This is a genomic window from Paraburkholderia sp. BR14312 (genome assembly GCF_040948675.1).
Taxonomy (GTDB): Bacteria; Pseudomonadota; Gammaproteobacteria; order Burkholderiales; family Burkholderiaceae; genus Paraburkholderia; species Paraburkholderia nodosa_A.
In genome coordinates this window covers 412,542-428,316 of sequence record NZ_JBFPKI010000002.1, presented here as the reverse complement: position 1 = coordinate 428,316, position 15,775 = coordinate 412,542, and the positions used below count along the sequence as shown (strand labels likewise).

General features: G+C 61.1%; 18 protein-coding genes and 1 tRNA gene. 14 read left to right on the top strand and 5 right to left on the bottom strand.

Annotation, left to right across the window (positions count from 1 at the left end):
• Positions 1–98: 98 nt before the first annotated feature.
• The gene (locus AB3X98_RS07795; protein ID WP_368604030.1) at positions 99–935 is read right to left on the bottom strand and encodes a DUF2971 domain-containing protein; all 837 of its coding nucleotides are present in this window, start codon (positions 933–935) and stop codon (positions 99–101) included.
• Between the two features lie 208 nt (positions 936–1,143).
• Here AB3X98_RS07795 and AB3X98_RS07790 point away from each other — a divergent pair, with 208 nt between their 5' ends.
• The 11 genes from AB3X98_RS07790 to AB3X98_RS07740 all read left to right on the top strand — a co-directional run bounded on the left by AB3X98_RS07790 (position 1,144) and on the right by AB3X98_RS07740 (position 9,126).
• Positions 1,144–1,473, top strand: coding sequence for an AlpA family phage regulatory protein (locus tag AB3X98_RS07790; RefSeq protein WP_368604029.1), 330 nt, complete (start codon positions 1,144–1,146; stop codon positions 1,471–1,473).
• 406 nt (positions 1,474–1,879) lie between these two features.
• Complete coding sequence (locus AB3X98_RS07785; protein WP_368604028.1) at positions 1,880–2,125, top strand: helix-turn-helix transcriptional regulator; 246 nt, start codon at positions 1,880–1,882, stop codon at positions 2,123–2,125.
• Complete coding sequence (locus AB3X98_RS07780; RefSeq protein WP_368604027.1) at positions 2,126–2,437, top strand: hypothetical protein; 312 nt, start codon at positions 2,126–2,128, stop codon at positions 2,435–2,437.
• 60 nt (positions 2,438–2,497) lie between these two features.
• Entirely contained in the window at positions 2,498–3,109 is a 612-nt protein-coding gene (locus AB3X98_RS07775) for a hypothetical protein (RefSeq protein WP_368604026.1), read from the top strand.
• Entirely contained in the window at positions 3,106–3,420 is a 315-nt protein-coding gene (locus AB3X98_RS07770; protein ID WP_368604025.1) for a hypothetical protein, read from the top strand. Before AB3X98_RS07775 ends, AB3X98_RS07770 begins: the two co-directional genes overlap by 4 nt.
• An 80-nt stretch (positions 3,421–3,500) precedes the next feature.
• Positions 3,501–3,836, top strand: a complete 336-nt coding sequence (locus AB3X98_RS07765) for a hypothetical protein (protein ID WP_368604024.1) — start codon at positions 3,501–3,503, stop codon at positions 3,834–3,836.
• Positions 3,837–3,904: 68 nt separating this feature from the next.
• On the top strand, positions 3,905–4,864 hold the full coding sequence (locus AB3X98_RS07760) for a hypothetical protein (protein ID WP_368604023.1): 960 nt from the start codon (positions 3,905–3,907) through the stop codon (positions 4,862–4,864).
• Between the two features lie 12 nt (positions 4,865–4,876).
• Positions 4,877–5,602: a phosphoadenosine phosphosulfate reductase family protein gene (locus tag AB3X98_RS07755; RefSeq protein ID WP_368604022.1), complete on the top strand. Its 726-nt coding sequence runs from the start codon at positions 4,877–4,879 to the stop codon at positions 5,600–5,602.
• Between the two features lie 119 nt (positions 5,603–5,721).
• Complete coding sequence (locus AB3X98_RS07750) at positions 5,722–7,149, top strand: hypothetical protein (RefSeq protein ID WP_368604021.1); 1,428 nt, start codon at positions 5,722–5,724, stop codon at positions 7,147–7,149.
• 498 nt (positions 7,150–7,647) lie between these two features.
• Positions 7,648–8,388, top strand: a complete 741-nt coding sequence (locus tag AB3X98_RS07745) for a hypothetical protein (RefSeq protein WP_368604020.1) — start codon at positions 7,648–7,650, stop codon at positions 8,386–8,388.
• Positions 8,389–8,670: 282 nt separating this feature from the next.
• Positions 8,671–9,126: a hypothetical protein gene (locus tag AB3X98_RS07740; RefSeq protein WP_368604019.1), complete on the top strand. Its 456-nt coding sequence runs from the start codon at positions 8,671–8,673 to the stop codon at positions 9,124–9,126.
• A 522-nt stretch (positions 9,127–9,648) separates the two neighbouring features.
• Here AB3X98_RS07740 and AB3X98_RS07735 read toward each other — a convergent pair.
• The gene (locus tag AB3X98_RS07735; RefSeq protein ID WP_368604018.1) at positions 9,649–10,503 is read right to left on the bottom strand and encodes a hypothetical protein; all 855 of its coding nucleotides are present in this window, start codon (positions 10,501–10,503) and stop codon (positions 9,649–9,651) included.
• A gap of 245 nt (positions 10,504–10,748) precedes the next feature.
• On the opposite strand from AB3X98_RS07735, the gene AB3X98_RS07730 reads away from it, so the two are divergent.
• The 3 genes from AB3X98_RS07730 to AB3X98_RS07720 all read left to right on the top strand — a co-directional run bounded on the left by AB3X98_RS07730 (position 10,749) and on the right by AB3X98_RS07720 (position 12,015).
• The gene (locus tag AB3X98_RS07730) at positions 10,749–11,051 is read left to right on the top strand and encodes a BRO family protein (RefSeq protein ID WP_368604017.1); all 303 of its coding nucleotides are present in this window, start codon (positions 10,749–10,751) and stop codon (positions 11,049–11,051) included.
• Between the two features lie 138 nt (positions 11,052–11,189).
• Positions 11,190–11,525, top strand: a complete 336-nt coding sequence (locus tag AB3X98_RS07725) for a hypothetical protein (protein WP_368604016.1) — start codon at positions 11,190–11,192, stop codon at positions 11,523–11,525.
• A 139-nt stretch (positions 11,526–11,664) separates the two neighbouring features.
• Positions 11,665–12,015: a hypothetical protein gene (locus AB3X98_RS07720; RefSeq protein WP_368604015.1), complete on the top strand. Its 351-nt coding sequence runs from the start codon at positions 11,665–11,667 to the stop codon at positions 12,013–12,015.
• Positions 12,016–12,597: 582 nt separating this feature from the next.
• Here AB3X98_RS07720 and AB3X98_RS07715 read toward each other — a convergent pair.
• The 3 genes from AB3X98_RS07715 to hemN all read right to left on the bottom strand — a co-directional run bounded on the left by AB3X98_RS07715 (position 12,598) and on the right by hemN (position 15,600).
• Positions 12,598–13,812, bottom strand: a complete 1,215-nt coding sequence (locus AB3X98_RS07715) for a tyrosine-type recombinase/integrase (protein ID WP_368604014.1) — start codon at positions 13,810–13,812, stop codon at positions 12,598–12,600.
• 207 nt (positions 13,813–14,019) lie between these two features.
• Positions 14,020–14,104, bottom strand: a tRNA-Leu gene (locus tag AB3X98_RS07710).
• A 110-nt stretch (positions 14,105–14,214) separates the two neighbouring features.
• Positions 14,215–15,600 carry an oxygen-independent coproporphyrinogen III oxidase gene (gene hemN / locus AB3X98_RS07705; RefSeq protein ID WP_368604013.1) on the bottom strand — a complete coding sequence of 462 codons (1,386 nt, stop codon included), beginning with the start codon at positions 15,598–15,600 and terminating at the stop codon, positions 14,215–14,217.
• Between the last annotated feature and the right edge of the window lie 175 nt (positions 15,601–15,775).

The following is a 15,775-nucleotide window of genomic DNA, read 5'->3' as shown; positions in this document are numbered from 1 at the left end:
CCATCAGGAATAGGAGGAAGCTGGATCAGCGCTGCGAACAGCCGTCTATTCCGAGGCCGTGACACATGATGAGTATATCTGCACGGTGTGCGCGCCCGTCAACGAAGCGGGAGGGCACTCTCGCGCACTGTCGCTCGTGGTGCATGTGTAGCCAGCGCAGCCGAGATCATTTGCCGATCCGCTGCCGATATCTTCGGGCCGAGCGTAACGACGAGATGTTCTAGGCATTTGGCCGAGAAAGGCAGATCGATGAAAGTCGCGCTCGTCGGAACGTGCACGCCGCCGTTCGCGCCATCGCTTTCGAACTGGTCGAGCAGGGCCTTTTCGTATGCAGTGGATGAATCCACATAGTTCATCTGTGGACCCTTTATAGCCGACAGCACGAATCGGAATTCGCGCTGTTCGGCCCACATTTTCGATTTGACTCGCGCGATGCACGTTCCTTGTCCGTGGACCGTGATTTGTTCGTCGCTCGAAGTTACGAATTGCCTCGCCCATTGAGCCGGATTGTCGTCATAGACAACTTTTCCACCAAAGCACGGACGCATGTCAGCAGCGTCCGGCTGCAGAAAATAGCCATTGCCGAACATGGTCTCGAGGCTGAATGGTGCGATTACACCAGCAAGCTGAACACCTGCCGTACCGTGGATGGTTGGGCGGCGGACGTCGACCGTCAGGAGGTTAAAGTCGAATGGAACTCCCTCCGTGGTGATGCACACGCCTCGTCCGCCGTCGCCATACTGAAACCACTGGCTGGCTTGGTCGATTGCTGCAGCTGACCACGAATTCACGAAATAAAAGCGAGAGTCAAGGCGAGCGTCTCGGAATGGCACCTCAGTCGTATCGTCCAGAAGATCTGCCCGCGTGAAACGGAACTTGCGGCTCGCGAGAATTAGCGGCAACGTTGCCGCCTTGGTGTAGTGGTGAATTTCCATGAGAGGCTCGGTGCATGTCGACGCGTCCGACTGTAGCATTTCCATGTGCGCGCTCAGACTTTCGCTTGCCGTGACGCCGAACCGGCGACTAGTTGAACCCTCGTATGCCCTTCGTTCCATGACACCATCGACAAGGAGGCGAGCCGATAGCGCTGCGGCACGCGCATCTATCGATTTCGGCGCGGACGCTCATCGGTGGTAGGGGCAAATGAAAGCGATTCGAATCAGGGAGGTTGCCGCGAAGGTTGGCCTGGGGCAGCCCACGCTTTACCGCACGATGGCCGACGGCCGCTTTCCCAAATCGTTCGAGCTGGTGCCCGGTCGCACCGCTTGGATCGAGAGCGATATTGACGACTGGCTCGCCGGCAAAGTGGATGGCGGCATACCGGCTGCGGACACGACACACGCCGCGAAGACGCCGCCAGCGGCCGCGCAGTTGCGTAACTTGATCGAGCGTCACGACATTGAGGCACCGGCGCGACGGATCGCTGCGCGGCTCCGTGCACGAGACCACAAGTGGTTTCCCCTTCCACTTTAAAGGGCGAAAAGCCCGTCACCTTCACATGGGGGGCATCCCAATATCTGTGACGCCTGGCAAACTAATATCAGCACGCCGCCGCTCCATGCGATCCAATTCACATTTCCTTTATATAGAGTTTTTATTGAATTCCGTGAATTCTGCTGATTAGCGGAATGTTGCGAATACGTATAATATAAGTCATTGATTAAATTATAAATTATTTGGCTTCATGCCGCAAAATATATTACATCGAAATTTGTGAAGATTGGATTCGAATATAAAGTGAGAGCTTTGATAATTCATTGCGACGCGCTTTTGCAATATTTTGCGTTGATTTTCTGTGAATTTTAAAAATTGAGCATTTTCCTTTTTGCGTAAATCAATTTATGGTTCGCCATGTTCAAACAACCGCGAGGTTTTGCTCATGCCCGCAACCCATCAAAACGCGCCCCCCAGCGCACACTCGGCGCTCCCGCTCGACGGTTTCACGCGCTGGGCTGACCTGAAGCATTTCATCCCGCTGAGTCACGAATCGATCCGCCAGCGCGAGATCAATGGGCGCTTCCCTAAGCGCGTGCAGCTCGGTTCGGCGCGTTGCGTCGCGTGGCCGAATCGTGAGATTCATCGCTGGTTGAATGACCCTGCCGGATATCGCGTGGAGGGCGTCTAAATGCAAGCCTTCCCTGACATCACGAACGAACGCGAACTGCGTGTGTTGCACGCGCTGAACTCGCACGCCAGCATTTCGCGCGAGGGCCTTGACCGTGTTTCGGGCGCATCCAACTCTCCCGAAATCGTGCGCCGCCTCAGGAAGAAGGGGGTCACCATTTTTTGCGAGAAGGTTGCCGGCCTCGACCGCGACGGGCATCCCGTCAAGTACGGAACGTATTCCCTGTCCGACGCTAGCCGCTGCGCGTTCTCCGCGTGGATTGAAGATGTGAAGGTTGCAGCACCGTCGCCCTGCGACGGAGGTCCGCAGTAATGGCCTGCATCTGCCACTTCGTGCGTAAGGCGGGCGGGCCAATTGCAGTGGTGGTCAGCCATGAGTAGCCGCCGAAAGAAGCGAGACAACGGCATGGGCGGACGCTTCGTCGGGCTTCCCCATTGGGTAATGCTGGACCAAGCGTTCCGCGCCGCCTCCGCGCGCGCTCGCTCCCTTCTGTTCGACGTTGCCATGCAGTACAACGGGCGCAATAACGGGCGTCTGGTGGTCTGCGACAAGGTGCTCAAACCGATCGGATGGAACAGTCGGGACGGCATCACCAAGGCCAAAACGGAATTGATCGCGCTTGGCTTGCTCGTGGAAACGCGCAAGGGCGCGAAGCCGAACCGAGCCGCATGGTATGCGCTTTCGTGGCGCCCGCTCGACTCCGCCGAAGGCTTCGACATCAACCCGCGCTCCTATGTAATGCTCGGCACGCGGAAAAACACCAGCATGCCTACACAAAATGGCGTAGCGGGAATTGCATCTAGACCCCCGCAGCACGGTCTAGAGGGCGTCGAAATACGACCGCCCCACGGTCAAGAGGATTCGAACGCTAGACCGCCTCACGGTCGTATCCCGGTCGTTTCTGCACCTTCGCCTAGACCGCCACACGGTCAGTATCTAGATGTAGCCATACCCAGTGCGCAAGCGACCGAGGTGGCGGAATGAAAGAGCGAGCCGAAAGCAACCTCGTCGAAGCTCGCATCCGCCAACTCGAAAACCGACGCGGCGACCTTTGGTCCGCGGCGGGTGGCGCGCAATTCGCGGCGAATCGCTGCCGCGAGTATCTCGACGGTCGCCGACAACCTTCCGATTTGGCCGTCGCGCTCGCCGCTATCGAGGGCGTGGATTGGGTCGAGCACTACCGGACCCGGATGGCGTCTCGGTTGGCCGATGCGGCGATTGCAAAAGCTCGCGCCAAGGCAATCAGCGCGGAACTGCGCGCATTGCGAGGCGCATCGACTGACCGGCGAGGCTAAGGTGCGAACCCTGCGCGAGCACGCACCGCCTGACATGCAAGTTGTAGTCCTAACCCCATATCAACCAATAAGGTGACGCAATGATTGAAAGAGATTTTCTGGCCTCTACTGGCCTGCAAGGCGGCAATGGCCTGTCCACTACGGTCAACGGCGAGGTGCACCTGAGCATGGCAGGCGTGTTGCTTGTTGCCCTGGGCGCCATGCACGACAAGGATGAGACTGACAACTGTCGGGAGAAGGCGACGGCGCTTGTCGAAAAGTTGCTGTCCGGCGCGCGCCGCCGTGGCTTCGGGAAGGCAGACATTCTGCTGACGCTGGTCGCTGGCGGCGAGCGTTCGCCTCGTGTCGTTGAACTTGCCCGCCAGGCAATGAACGGTGCAACACGCGATGAGATGGTCGCGGCTTTTGGTGCGTAGGCATCTAAACATAGCCCGCACGGGGCTACCTTCTCTTATCGCTTCTGCAGCAGACCAAAGGAGCAAATATGACCAAGCACGCGGATTTTTGGGGTAGCGACGAACCCGAAATCGACCGCGCCGGGCCGCATCGTCGCCTTCATCGAAAGGCGTATGACCGGCGCCTCGCCGCCGCACGCTCGCGCCGTATTGCCTACGGCAAGGGCGGCGGTGGCTCCGCCCCCTCACCGGATCCGCAGATCGGCAAGGCCGCGCTGGAAGAACAGCAGCTCGGGCGCGACTGGCTCTCGTTCGCGAAAGACCAGTTTGACCAGGGCAACGTTCGGCAAGCTGACCTCGATTCGATGACGAAGCAGGTCACTGACCAGCAACTCGCCACTCAGGGCCAGCAGATGCAGTGGGCGCAGGAGGACCGCGACCGCTCCAAGAACGTGTTCCAGCCGTTGCAGGATGACTATATCCAGCAGGCGAAGGATTACGCGACGCCCGAGAAGCAGGAACAGGCCGCCGCCGCGGCTGTGGCAGATGTTCAGCAGCAGGCGAAGCAGGCCAACGATGCGAACACGCGCAGCATGGCCGCGATGGGTATCAACCCGAACAGCGGCCGCTTCCAGGGCATCACGCGCGGACAGGAAACGCTCAACGCGCTCAACTCGGCCGGCGCCGCGAACAATGCGCGCGAGCAGACGCGACAAACCGGCCTCGCGATGGAAGCAAACGCCGTGAACATGGGCAATGGTCTTCCGGCGAGCGCATCGAGCGCGGCAGGGCTCGGCCTGAACGCGGGCAACTCGGCGACGGGTAACGCGGGCGCGGCCATGAGCAACTGGCGTGCGAACGCGGGAATCGTGAGCCAAGGCTTCGGTGGCGCAATGCAGGGTATCAGTGGCGGCGGCAGTCTCCTGAACCAGCAGTACGGCAACCAGCTTTCCGCATGGCAGGCGAATCAGCAGGCAAGTGGCGCGAGCGCGGCCGGTTTGATGGGCGGTGTTGGCAGTTTGGTGGGTACGGGAATCGGATTGTTTTAACCGGAGATGGATATGCACGAAGTAATCAAGCGTCATGAAAAGATAGGACTGCAATTTAGCAGCGGCAAGGATTCGCTCGCACTGCTGTATCTGATGCGCGAGCACTGGAATGCGCTCACGGTCTACTGGCTTGACACAGGAGACGCGTTCCCCGAGACGCGCCCGCTCGTGGATGAAGTCGAGAAGATGGTCCCGCGCCTCGTGCGCGTGCAAGGCGATCAGCCGAACGTCATCAAGCTCTACGGCATCCCGACCGATATCTTGCCGGCGGCGAGCACGCCGATGGGCATCTCGGCGGCCGGCGGTGGCGTGGCGATGCAGGACCGCTACTCGTGCTGTCTGCGCTCGCTCATGTTGCCAATGCACGCGCGTATGAAAGCCGATGGCGTGACGCTCGTGATTCGCGGGCAGAAGAACAGCGACGAGCTGCGCGCGCCGATCAAGTCGGGCTATATCGAGGATGGCATCGAGTACCTGTTCCCGCTCGAAGGGTGGGACGATTCGGACGTGTTCGCGTATCTCGCCGACGAAGGCGTGGAGCTTCCGCGGTTCTACGAGACGATGCGCGCGAGCCCTGATTGCATGACGTGCTCCGCGTATTGGGGCGACGGCCGCGCCGCGTACCTCAAGAAGTACCACCCGCAGGCGTACGAGGAGTATCAGTCTCGCCTCAACGCAATCAGCGCAGCGACGGCTGAGGCTATTGCGAACTTCAACCAGGAAATCGGGGGGCAGTGATGCACTTTGGAATCGGCTTGGGCTCGTTCACGCGAGGCCTTGGGAACGGAATCAATATCGGGCGACAGCTTAGCCAAGCTCGCGACGAAGCGGACATTCGCGATGCGAGCAAACAGGCGATGGATGACGCGAATGCCGCGCGCACCGACGCCGTGAATCAGGAAATGGCGAAAATGATGGGGCTCGGTCCGAGGCCGGGCGCGGAAGGTGCGGACCAGACCGCCGGGCCGGGCGTCGAGTCGTATGCCGTGCCGTCGCAGACGCCGCAGGCCGCGGCGATTGACCCGAACGCACAGGCCGCCGCTGCGCAGGCACATGCGCAGCAGGCGCTGGCCGCCGTGCCTACGAGCGCACCCGCCGCGCAGCAAGCGCCCGTGAATGTCCCGCAGGCCCCGGCCGCGTCGCTCTCGCCTGGCGAGACGGTTAACGCGCCGCCGACCACGACGAACACGCCTATCGCGAAGGCCGCCGATCCTGGCGGGCCCGTGGCCGCGGGCGGCATGGGCGCACCGCCGCCGCAGATGACCGAGACGCAGGCGCGTGCGCTCGCGGAGAAGAAGGTGCCGGCCGTGATGGACTTCTTCAACAAACAGGGCGTGCCGCGCATCGCACAGGCGTATCTCGCGCAGGGCAACGCGGAGAAGGCGCAGGCATGGACCGATTGGGCCGCGAAGAACGAAAGCCAGAAGCATCTCCAGACGTGGGCGAAGATGTGGCGCGCGTCGCAGACGGGCGACGTGGAAGCGATGGGCGACCACGCGATGGACCTGTACAACGAGTACGAGGACGGCTCGACGGCGACCTCGAAGGAAGTCGTCAAGGACAAGGACGGCAACGTGACGGGCTTCAACGTGAAGCTCAAGAACGACGAAACCGGCGAGGAGCGCTCGACGTTCATTGGCAAGGACCAGATGCTCAACATGGGCCTTTCCGCGCTCTCGCCGCCGCAGATGTTCGAGGCCGCATACAAGGCGCAGCAGACGAAGGACGCCGCCGCTGCAAAGGCCGCCGAGAAGGTTGGCGAGGCGAGGCTGAAGCTCGCGGGCGACCTCGCTGTGGAGAACGCGCGTCAGAGCGGGCGCACGGCGCTGCAAACGCAGAAGGCCAGCGACAACATCGCGCGCGATAACAACAACGCCAAGAACGAGGCCGCGAACCGCCAGAACAAGGTAGCCGACGAGCTTAGCGCGAAAGTGGGCGCTCTGCGCGCGGCCGGCTACTCCGACCAGCAAATCCGCGACGCGCTGCCGCGGATGCTCGGCGCAAACGAGTTCAAGCGCGGATTCTCGCCGGAAGAGACCCGTCGACAACTCACCATCGAAATGTCCAAGGATGCTTTGTTCAATGCCCAACCCGCCGAGAAGAAGCGCAAGGCAATCGATGACGCGATGAACACCATCTACGGGAATGGAGCGTCGGATATCGGTGGTAGCACTTCGCAGGGGGCGACCGGCACGACCGTCAACCCGTTCAATGGGGGCGACAACCCCGCCAAGAAGGGCCTGCCGTACCTCGATACCAAGACGAACAAGGTGGTGTATCGGTAGTTTTCGATAGTCTCGGGCGCGTCGTTTCCGCGAACAACGCTCCTGAAGCTCCACCTCGACTCGGCAGGCGCAAACGAACGACGCAATTGCGTGACTATCCGTGACATCGCCCAGAAGTTTGCACCTCGCCGCCCGACTGTGTATCGATTGACGATAGTGGTTTCGAAATCAAACCATTGCGGGAAGATGCAACCAGAGATTGATTGCGGGCAGTTGGCGCGTTGGGCTTCCTTCGCTATCGTTAATACGCCGCTGAAACAACAGCGGCCGGGCGTGGAAACCCGATGTCACAAAGGCGGACGAGCCGCCGCGACTGCGGCTATTTTTTCGTCTGCGCTACGCTCTGCGCGTCAATTTTCAATGGCGGGCCGGGCGAGGGCCAGCTCCGGCTGGGCCGGTTTCCTTTGTGGCCGGTTTTCCACCCCTCGTCGTCAGGCCCGCCACCCCTCATGTGGAAATGCGCGGCGGGCCTCCTCAAAACACAAAGGAGCCTGCCCCATGCATAGCGCCCTGGCTGTCGATACAACCCGCCCCCGAAACGGTTGCCGCCCGTTGAGATACAAGGACAACGCCCTCGGCCTAGACCGCCTCCCCTTCGTTGACGGACTACGCTCCACGGCTACGGCACCCTATTGGCATGTTCCGACAACGTGTCATGCCGACGATGCTTTCGAGGTTGGCGCCGCGATGGCGGATGCGTACCTGAAGCATCTCCGTGAGGACACGGATGAATGCCCCGTCAGCGACCTTGCAAACATCGTTGAGTCGTTCATGATGCGTTTCGAGCAGGAAGGCGGACGGGCAATGCCGGGCCTCGGGTGTAGCGCGCAGAGCGAGAGTTTCGGAAGCCTCCGCCAGCAATGCGCCGGGTTCTTCGGCACGCTCGATGCGTGGCTCACTCAAGCGGCGAAGGACAGCGCGAGCTACCTCGATGCTCTCACCGAGGACATGATTGTTCAGAGGGCCAACCGTGCAATGCACGGCTCGGTGCGGCAAATCGAAGTGGTGATAGCGCGACGACCAAACGGGGTAGATCTGTACCTGTCGTCCGCAGTGAGGTTCGCGGCGCCCTTCGTGCCGGTCGACGCTACGCCACTTGACGTTGACGACGCGCGAGTGCGCGATTTCCTGTTCGCTGGCGCCGCGCGCTCGGAGTTCGATATCCCGGTGGACAGCGACATGGGCGGCTATGTGCGGGATGATGGCGACGAAACCCACATTCGCATGTGGCTGAAGTAACCCATTGGCAGGGACACGCGCCGGAGGCCAACGCTGCCAAAGGGCTTGCTGATCGATGCTTTCGACGAGCCTTTCGATGCTTTACGGCCTCCATGCGGTTACGGTTGAAGACTCTTCGACCCAGGCTTTGCCCTAGACCGGACAACCTCATGTGCGGTAGCCCACACTTCGCCGCATATATCGGACATAGCATTGGGCACCGTGACGACGGGCCGCCTTCCGCGGGATTCACCTGGGCAGTTCTTCATCGACGGATGAAGGCCAATCCATGTGAGGAAAAAAATGGCTACGATCGCTGATTTGCTTAATCAAGCAGGAACTGCCGCTCAGAACCCTGGGACAATTACAGAACCCGGCAAGGAACTCTCGCCGGACGTCGCCAATATCGTTGCGAACGCCCCGGCGGCCCAACCCGACGATATCGGGTGGCAGCTTTTCGTGGAGGCCTCCAAAGTCGCCTATGGGCTGTTCTGTCCGCCCGACCCGAACGACCCCGAGCCGGTAGCAGTCGCGATCCAGCAGGAAGGCAAGCAGGCGGCCGTTACGGCATTGGCCGCAGCGATCGTGGCAGCGCTGGGAATTGCGAGCCCAATCGCCGGGCTATTGGCCGCAGCTCTTGTGACCTTTGTCTTTTCAGAGGCGATTGCCTCGCAATGCCCTGCATGGCTTGCGTGGAATGCGAATCCCCAGCCGATCGTCGGCACGGTAGTTCCGCCCGACATCTACAAGGGCGAGTGATCGGGCCGTCCGCGTAGGCGCGGACTGAGTCGTCTCGATGCCGTCCGGTCTCGTGTTATCGGGCGGCCCTCTATGGGTGGTCAGCCGACGTGGCTCATCACCAGGCCGCAGATTATGGCTGCGAGCCCGAGCTTCACGGACCACGGCTGCAAACTCATGTGGAGGACCAGCATGCGCCAGTGCCACAGCGCGCACGCGCGTTCACGCGACAATGGCAGGGCTGCGAAGCCCACCGTCGGCGCGATGCGGCCACCGTGCGTGCGGCCACTTAGGCTAGCGCTGGTTGCATGCGAATGGCTGTTGACCAGCGTAGGCGGACAGCCGAGTGTCTAAGCGCCGGGGCCGCCAGATGACGCGTCATGGCCGAACTGTGCCGGGCGTTCAGACATCGTCTGCCCGATCAAGTCCGGACTTCTATATATCAGGACAGACATGCAGTTGTCGCGAGCCAAGCGCATGGCTTGTGTCTGCATCCCGTTGCCATTGGGAACTACGAAACTTTCGTAGTGCTAGCCACCAAGCTCATCTCGCACCCGCGCCACCGTCGCCTGATTGTGGTACGAACTGCGAGCGAGATTCAAGGTTGTTTGCGATGCCGAGTGCCCAATCGCGCCAGCGCCTGTATGCGGCCTGCGCGGCTAGATTCTCCGGCAATACGTTTACCTCCATCGCCGCAACGTACTCCCGAACTACACGGGCAGCGTACCACTGCTGAGCGTTTTCGATTAACTTGTCGCGCCGCGCGCGCTCTGCCATAAGTTCGCGATCCGCTTTTTGACGCTCCACGTGAGCGGCCTGGAAAGCCAGATCGCTACGGCGCCTCTTTTCCCAGAAGGCGACCATTGCAGCGTGAGATGTCTCGAGTTTCGACATCACCTCGGGAAGGCGCTCGACCAGACCAGCCGTGCTGGACTTCTCTTTGAATCGCAATGCCGCGTCGGAGTTCTCATTGAGCAGCAGCTCAAGCCATCCGGTACCGACTGTCCCAACGCCACTGATCGAGTTTCGTTTGGCCTCCGAGAGGAGACTTGTGTTCGTGCGGATACTCGGCTCAACAATGCGCAAGCCTGATGCTGCACCATCGCGGGAAAGGTCGATCCGCCTGCACCGCCACCCCATAGAAATAGCGAAACCGCGACTGCGAGCCGCCTTGCAAGTCGCGTCGAGGACGACCATTGCGCGTTCGTAGGTCGCTTCCGTGCACCGAATTGCCTCGGCGTCGTACGCGCGGATCTCCTCAATCCCTGGCGCCCTTGGAAAAAAATCCTTCCACGACGGATAAGAATACTTGCCGGTGGCATGCTTCGCCCCCTTGCAGCCGTACAGTGCGTCGAATCGATCTTTGACACGCTTTGCGAAGGGGTCCCATTTGTCCATCGTCGCCTCGCTTTGAAAATGATGATTGGCGCTGCCTCAAACTGGCTCAGCAAACGTACCAAGTCCTTGCCTTGCAACGATAGCTTGAATTCCAGCTATCGCCGCGACATTGATGAGTACATTGGTTTGCGCGAGCGCGATCCGACTCGGCACTGGCAAGTGCCATATCTGGCGCTAGCTCATCAACTAGCCCGTGGTAATCCAGCGTGCATGCATTCCCCGCGGGCCCGCTCGTTGCGTTGGGTATGCCCAGAATTCGACACACCCCCGTGTTGGGTCGAGACGCTCGTACCGTCACGATCGATGGCGAGCCGTGGTTCGCCGCGCGCGACGTTGCCATTGCGCTCGATTACACCCGCTTCGATACGAACTGGAAGGGGGCGAATCCGATTTGCACCCTTGGCGGCGACGACTACCCGGAAACAGAGTATCCCTACGCCCATCGGTGTTCAGCAGTTGACGCTCATTCCCGAGCGCGATGCCTACCGTCAAGCGACGCTCCTAAAATTCAAGGAGCGCAACCAACCATACAGGCGGCTTCGCCCTAGCGAACCCGTTAGAAAACGTGAGGTATGGAGCGAGAATATCGCACGTCAAAGTAAGATAATCGAATAAAAACGAAATGAAATAGAAATGTATTCGGCTGGAGGGTAGACTCGGCAAAACTAACAAAACGAAGGCGAAGAATGAAGAAGCTAATATCGCTTGCGACTGTCTTGGCACTGGCTGGTTGCGCGTCTGGGCCGAAGCCTATGGGTCGCGACACCTACATCATGACCGATACAGGTGCCTGGAGCTGGTCATCAGGTAGCGAACTAAAAGCTGGCCTATTCGGAGACGCTACAAAATTCTGTGCGAGCCAAGGCAAAGAGATGATGCCGGTAAACACAGACCAAACCGACGCAAGCTTCTCGCGCTTCGCACACGCCGAAATTCAGTTTCGATGCCTCGCGGCGGATGACCCTGCGCTCGGGCGACCGACGATGAAGTCTCGGCCCAATATTGTGATTGAATCGAAGTGACGGTCCTCGACGCCGTTCATGTGGCGTCGAGCTCAAAGCCGCGCAGCTCTCGGCTTCAGGGTGCCATAGCGGCGGACTTGTCCAGACCGCCGCCCCGAATTAATGTATCGTCACGGCACGATACATTAATGGGATGCCCATGCGAGACACCACCCGCAAACGCGCCGTCCTTCAAATGCTGGAGGAACATGGCGAATCGGAATACCGCGAATACGGGCCGCCGCCGTACACGGCGACCACCATTGCCTTCAGAATTGGTGGGAGCGCGCAGAGCGTCGCGCGCACGCTGCGCGGCATGGCGCAGGATGGACTGCTCGTTGCAGTGCGGGACAAGCAGGAGGTCTGGAACGCCATAGCTGGCAGCCACATCGAGACGACCGTCACTGCCTACTTCAGCGCTCGGACGATGGAGCGAGACATTGCGGCCGCCAAGGCGTGGAGGGCTGGTGCTGCGGGCCGCTCTGCTGCCGCACTCGCCCGCTTCGTATAGCACCTTGGTACAGCGCCATCCGCCAGCCACGTCACGTCGCGTCGCTGGAGTCGTGAGATCGAGCGCGTCAACGTCCGCATGCGCCAATTTGAACATTCAAATTGGTTGACATTTGATTACATCCGAGCCGCATCTCGCGGTCGAGCGCAGCGAGACGGCCCGGCAGGCCAACCCGTTGCTAGCCGATGGCGAGGTCGCCGCAAGGGCCTGATTCCGATAGCTCATTTCTGAGCAACTACGTTGGATGGGGCGCCGAAAATCGTAGCGTTTCCTCACTCCCTAGTGGCGCTCGGATACAGGCGGTAGCAGGATGCTGCGCCAATGCGTGTTTTCGCGTGGATTGCGCATTGCTCGGCGCTGGAATAGTCGAACAGGGCCGAACGCCCGATCAGCACGCCAGCCACGAGCGCGATAGCTAATGCGACCAACGGGTATTTTCGGATTAGGTTCATGTGGTCCCTCTGATTCAGAGTCTTTTTCGCGTTGTACCCGTGTGAGCGCAGTGGATGTGCGTTCCTGCGATGTAAGACGGCCAACTCCAGAGTTGGCGACAGGTTCGGTGCCGAGCGAATAAGGGCGCGGCTATCCGGCCACCGCAATCGGGATAACCATTGCGCCGGCCTTAAGCCGGTCGAGATAGTCGGCCCACTCCTGCATCATTGCCCGCCGCTCCTTGATGAACCGCGTCCGGTTGTACGCGCCTCCGAGGTTGTCTGGAACCGCGTGCGCGAGTTGGTGCTCGATGACCTCGGGTTTCTGCTCAAGCTCCTCGTGCAGGATGGTACGCGCCATGGCCCGGAAGCCGTGGCCGGTGATTTCGGTTCGTGTGTCGTATCCGAGCCGCCGAAGGGCCGCATTAATGGTTGCCTCACTCATTGGCCGCTTCCGGTCGCGCGCGCCGGGAAACACGTAGCGACCGGCGCCCGTCAGCGCATGTAGGTCGCGCAGAATGACGGCGGCCTGCGTCGCGAGCGGCACCAGATGTTCGGTTTTTGTCTTGCTGACGTGATAGCGCCACTCGCCTTTGTCGAGATCAATCTCTGTCCACTCTGCCTGTCGCAGCTCACCCGGGCGCACGAACAACATCGGTGCGAGCTTGAGCGCGCACAGCACGGGGAACGTGCCGGTGAAGCCGTCGAAGGCGCGGAGCATCTCGCCAACCTTGGCCGGCTCTGTAATGGACGCGAAGTGCTCGGTCTGCGCTGGCGGAATGGCGCCGACGAGGTCGCGCGCCGGATCGGACTTGCAAAATCCCTCCTTGATCCCGTAGCGGAAGACGCGGCTGATTTCGCCGCGCAGGCGGTGTGCCGTGAAGCGTGCGCCGCGGCTGTCTACGCGTTTGAGCACGTCGAGAATTTCGGGGGCGTCGATTTCCGCAATAGGGCGCTTGCCGAGCCACGGGAAGGCGTCGTTCTTGAAGCGCGCCAGCGTCTTGTCGTATTGGGCAGGCTCGACGTAAGGCCGGCGCTCCTCCATCCAGGCCAAGGCGACGGCTTCGAACGAGTTGGCAGCCGCCAGTCTCGCGGCGCGCTTATCCGCTTTCTTGGCCTCGCCCGGGTCCGTGCCGCCCGCCAGCTTCTCGCGCGCGGCGTCGCGCCGCTTGCGCGCCTCGACCAGTGACACCTCTGGGTAAGTGCCGAGCGCGAGGCTCTTCTCCTTGCCGCTGATCCGGTACTTGAGCACCCAGCGCTTGCCGCCCGCGGGTGTGACGAGCAGGAACAGGCCCCCGGCGTCGAACAGCTTTTGCTGCTTCTCCGCAGGCTTGGCATTGCGGACAGCGAGGTCGGTAAGAGCCATGGGGTGCTCCGTGTGGTAATCGCGGGGGCGTTTTCGGGGGTGTTTTTTTCTGCCGACGCGCTGCGATGACGAACAACCCCCGGAAAAACCCCCGCTTGGGGGTTGTTGGTGCTGGTGAAAGCTGGGAGTAGTTTGCAACAAAAAAACCCGCGAGACTAGATCTGGCGGGGTTCTCTGAGAGAACGTTGTGAACGTTGGGATATTCTTTGGTGCCTCGGGCCGGAATCGAACCGGCACTCCTTTCGGAACCGGATTTTGAGTCCGGCGCGTCTACCAATTTCACCACCGAGGCGTGTGTTTTTGCGAGTTTCTCGCACTCGAGCAAACATGCAAGCGCTCGAAGTAGCCGGTGATTATGACGCAAATCGCCCTCCCAGGCAACTGTGCGGCGCCGGAAAGCCGTCAAATCGTCCGCGAGAACCGCTCGGGCTGCTGTGCGCCAAGGTAGCGGTCAAACACCATCGCAATATTGCGCACCAGCATGCGTCCAGCGGACAGCACCTCGAGGCGGTCGGCGCTGCGCGCAACGAGCCCGTCGCGTTCGAACTCGCGCAGGCGTTCGAGTTCGGTCGCAAAAGTCGCCGGAAAACGAATGCCGTAGGCGGCCTCGAACTCGTCGTAGCGCAGTTCGAGATTGCACATGAGTTCCGTGATGATGTCGCGGCGCAGACGGTCGTCGGCGGTGAGGCGCACGCCTTTCGCAGTCGCGAGCTTGCCCGCGCCGATGGCCGCACCGTAGCCGATCAGATCCTTCGTGTTCTGCGCGTAGACGTCGCCGACCTTGCCGATCGCCGAGGCGCCAAAGCCGATCAGATCGCAGTCGGCGCGCGTGCTGTAGCCCTGGAAATTGCGGTGCAGCGTGCGCTGCGCCTGCGCGCGCGCGAGTTCGTCGGTGGGCAGTGCGAAATGGTCCATGCCGATGTAGACGTAGCCCGCCTCGGTGAGCTGCTCGATCACGAGCCTGAGCAGCGCCATGCGCTCCGCAGGCGTGGGCAAGGTGGCTTCGTCCATCTGGCGCTGCATCTTGAAGAGATGCGGCATGTGCGCGTAGCCGAACACCGAGATGCGATCGGGCGCGAGCAGCAGCATCGTCTCGAGCGTGCGGCCGAATGCTTTGACGTTCTGGTACGGCAAGCCGTAGATCAGGTCGACGCTGATCGACTCGAAGCCGTTCGCGCGCGCGGCGTTCATGACGTCGACGGTCAGTTCGAGCGGCTGCATGCGGTTGACCGCCTTCTGCACGACCGGATCGAAGTCCTGAACGCCCAGGCTCAGCCGGTTGAAGCCGAGCGAACGCAGATGCGCAATGGTCTGCGCCGTGGCTTCGCGCGGGTCGATCTCGATCGAGTATTCGCCGGCGTCGTCGGGCTGCAGCGCGAAGTGTTCGCGCGTGGCGGCCATGAGCGTGCTCATTTCGTCCAGCGAGAGAAAAGTGGGCGTGCCGCCGCCCCAATGCAGCTGCGAAACTGGGCGCTTCGTGTCGAAGAGCGCGGCCTGCAACTGCACTTCGCGGATCATCTGCGCGAGATACGGTTTCGCGCGGCCGCGGTTCTTCGTGATGACTTTGTTGCAGCCGCAATAGAAACAGACGGTGTCGCAGAACGGGATGTGGAAGTACAGCGAGAGATCGGTTTCGCTCGCGCCCGGATCGGCTGCCGCGCGCCGGTAGTCGGCGGGATCGAAGTCGTCGCGGAACTGCAGGGCGGTGGGGTAGGACGTGTAGCGCGGGCCGTTGGCGCCGTATTTGGCAAGCAGGTCGGGGCGAAAGAGCAGGTCGGCGTCGCTCATGCAAAGCTCACTGGGAAGGGCGGCGCACGGGTGGGCAGCGTTCGGTGCCGCGGAACGCCGCGCACAGGTGGCCTGTCCCTTGTCCTACAGCGCCAGATGGACAAAGTGTACGAGCGCGTAGGAAGAAGCGATTGTGTAAAAAGGTCGCACGCGAGCGATGGCACAATGCCGTCTG

Bases quoted from the DNA above. Each gene is read 5' to 3' on its own strand.
- AB3X98_RS07795 (WP_368604030.1), bottom strand. From the start codon at position 935: ATGGAAATTCACCACTACACCAAGGCGGCAACGTTGCCGCTAATTCTC.
- AB3X98_RS07790 (WP_368604029.1), top strand. From the start codon at position 1,144: ATGAAAGCGATTCGAATCAGGGAGGTTGCCGCGAAGGTTGGCCTGGGG.
- AB3X98_RS07785 (WP_368604028.1), top strand. From the start codon at position 1,880: ATGCCCGCAACCCATCAAAACGCGCCCCCCAGCGCACACTCGGCGCTC.
- AB3X98_RS07780 (WP_368604027.1), top strand. From the start codon at position 2,126: ATGCAAGCCTTCCCTGACATCACGAACGAACGCGAACTGCGTGTGTTG.
- AB3X98_RS07775 (WP_368604026.1), top strand. From the start codon at position 2,498: ATGAGTAGCCGCCGAAAGAAGCGAGACAACGGCATGGGCGGACGCTTC.
- AB3X98_RS07770 (WP_368604025.1), top strand. From the start codon at position 3,106: ATGAAAGAGCGAGCCGAAAGCAACCTCGTCGAAGCTCGCATCCGCCAA.
- AB3X98_RS07765 (WP_368604024.1), top strand. From the start codon at position 3,501: ATGATTGAAAGAGATTTTCTGGCCTCTACTGGCCTGCAAGGCGGCAAT.
- AB3X98_RS07760 (WP_368604023.1), top strand. From the start codon at position 3,905: ATGACCAAGCACGCGGATTTTTGGGGTAGCGACGAACCCGAAATCGAC.
- AB3X98_RS07755 (WP_368604022.1), top strand. From the start codon at position 4,877: ATGCACGAAGTAATCAAGCGTCATGAAAAGATAGGACTGCAATTTAGC.
- AB3X98_RS07750 (WP_368604021.1), top strand. From the start codon at position 5,722: ATGGATGACGCGAATGCCGCGCGCACCGACGCCGTGAATCAGGAAATG.
- AB3X98_RS07745 (WP_368604020.1), top strand. From the start codon at position 7,648: ATGCATAGCGCCCTGGCTGTCGATACAACCCGCCCCCGAAACGGTTGC.
- AB3X98_RS07740 (WP_368604019.1), top strand. From the start codon at position 8,671: ATGGCTACGATCGCTGATTTGCTTAATCAAGCAGGAACTGCCGCTCAG.
- AB3X98_RS07735 (WP_368604018.1), bottom strand. From the start codon at position 10,503: ATGGACAAATGGGACCCCTTCGCAAAGCGTGTCAAAGATCGATTCGAC.
- AB3X98_RS07730 (WP_368604017.1), top strand. From the start codon at position 10,749: ATGCCCAGAATTCGACACACCCCCGTGTTGGGTCGAGACGCTCGTACC.
- AB3X98_RS07725 (WP_368604016.1), top strand. From the start codon at position 11,190: ATGAAGAAGCTAATATCGCTTGCGACTGTCTTGGCACTGGCTGGTTGC.
- AB3X98_RS07720 (WP_368604015.1), top strand. From the start codon at position 11,665: ATGCGAGACACCACCCGCAAACGCGCCGTCCTTCAAATGCTGGAGGAA.
- AB3X98_RS07715 (WP_368604014.1), bottom strand. From the start codon at position 13,812: ATGGCTCTTACCGACCTCGCTGTCCGCAATGCCAAGCCTGCGGAGAAG.
- hemN (WP_368604013.1), bottom strand. From the start codon at position 15,600: ATGAGCGACGCCGACCTGCTCTTTCGCCCCGACCTGCTTGCCAAATAC.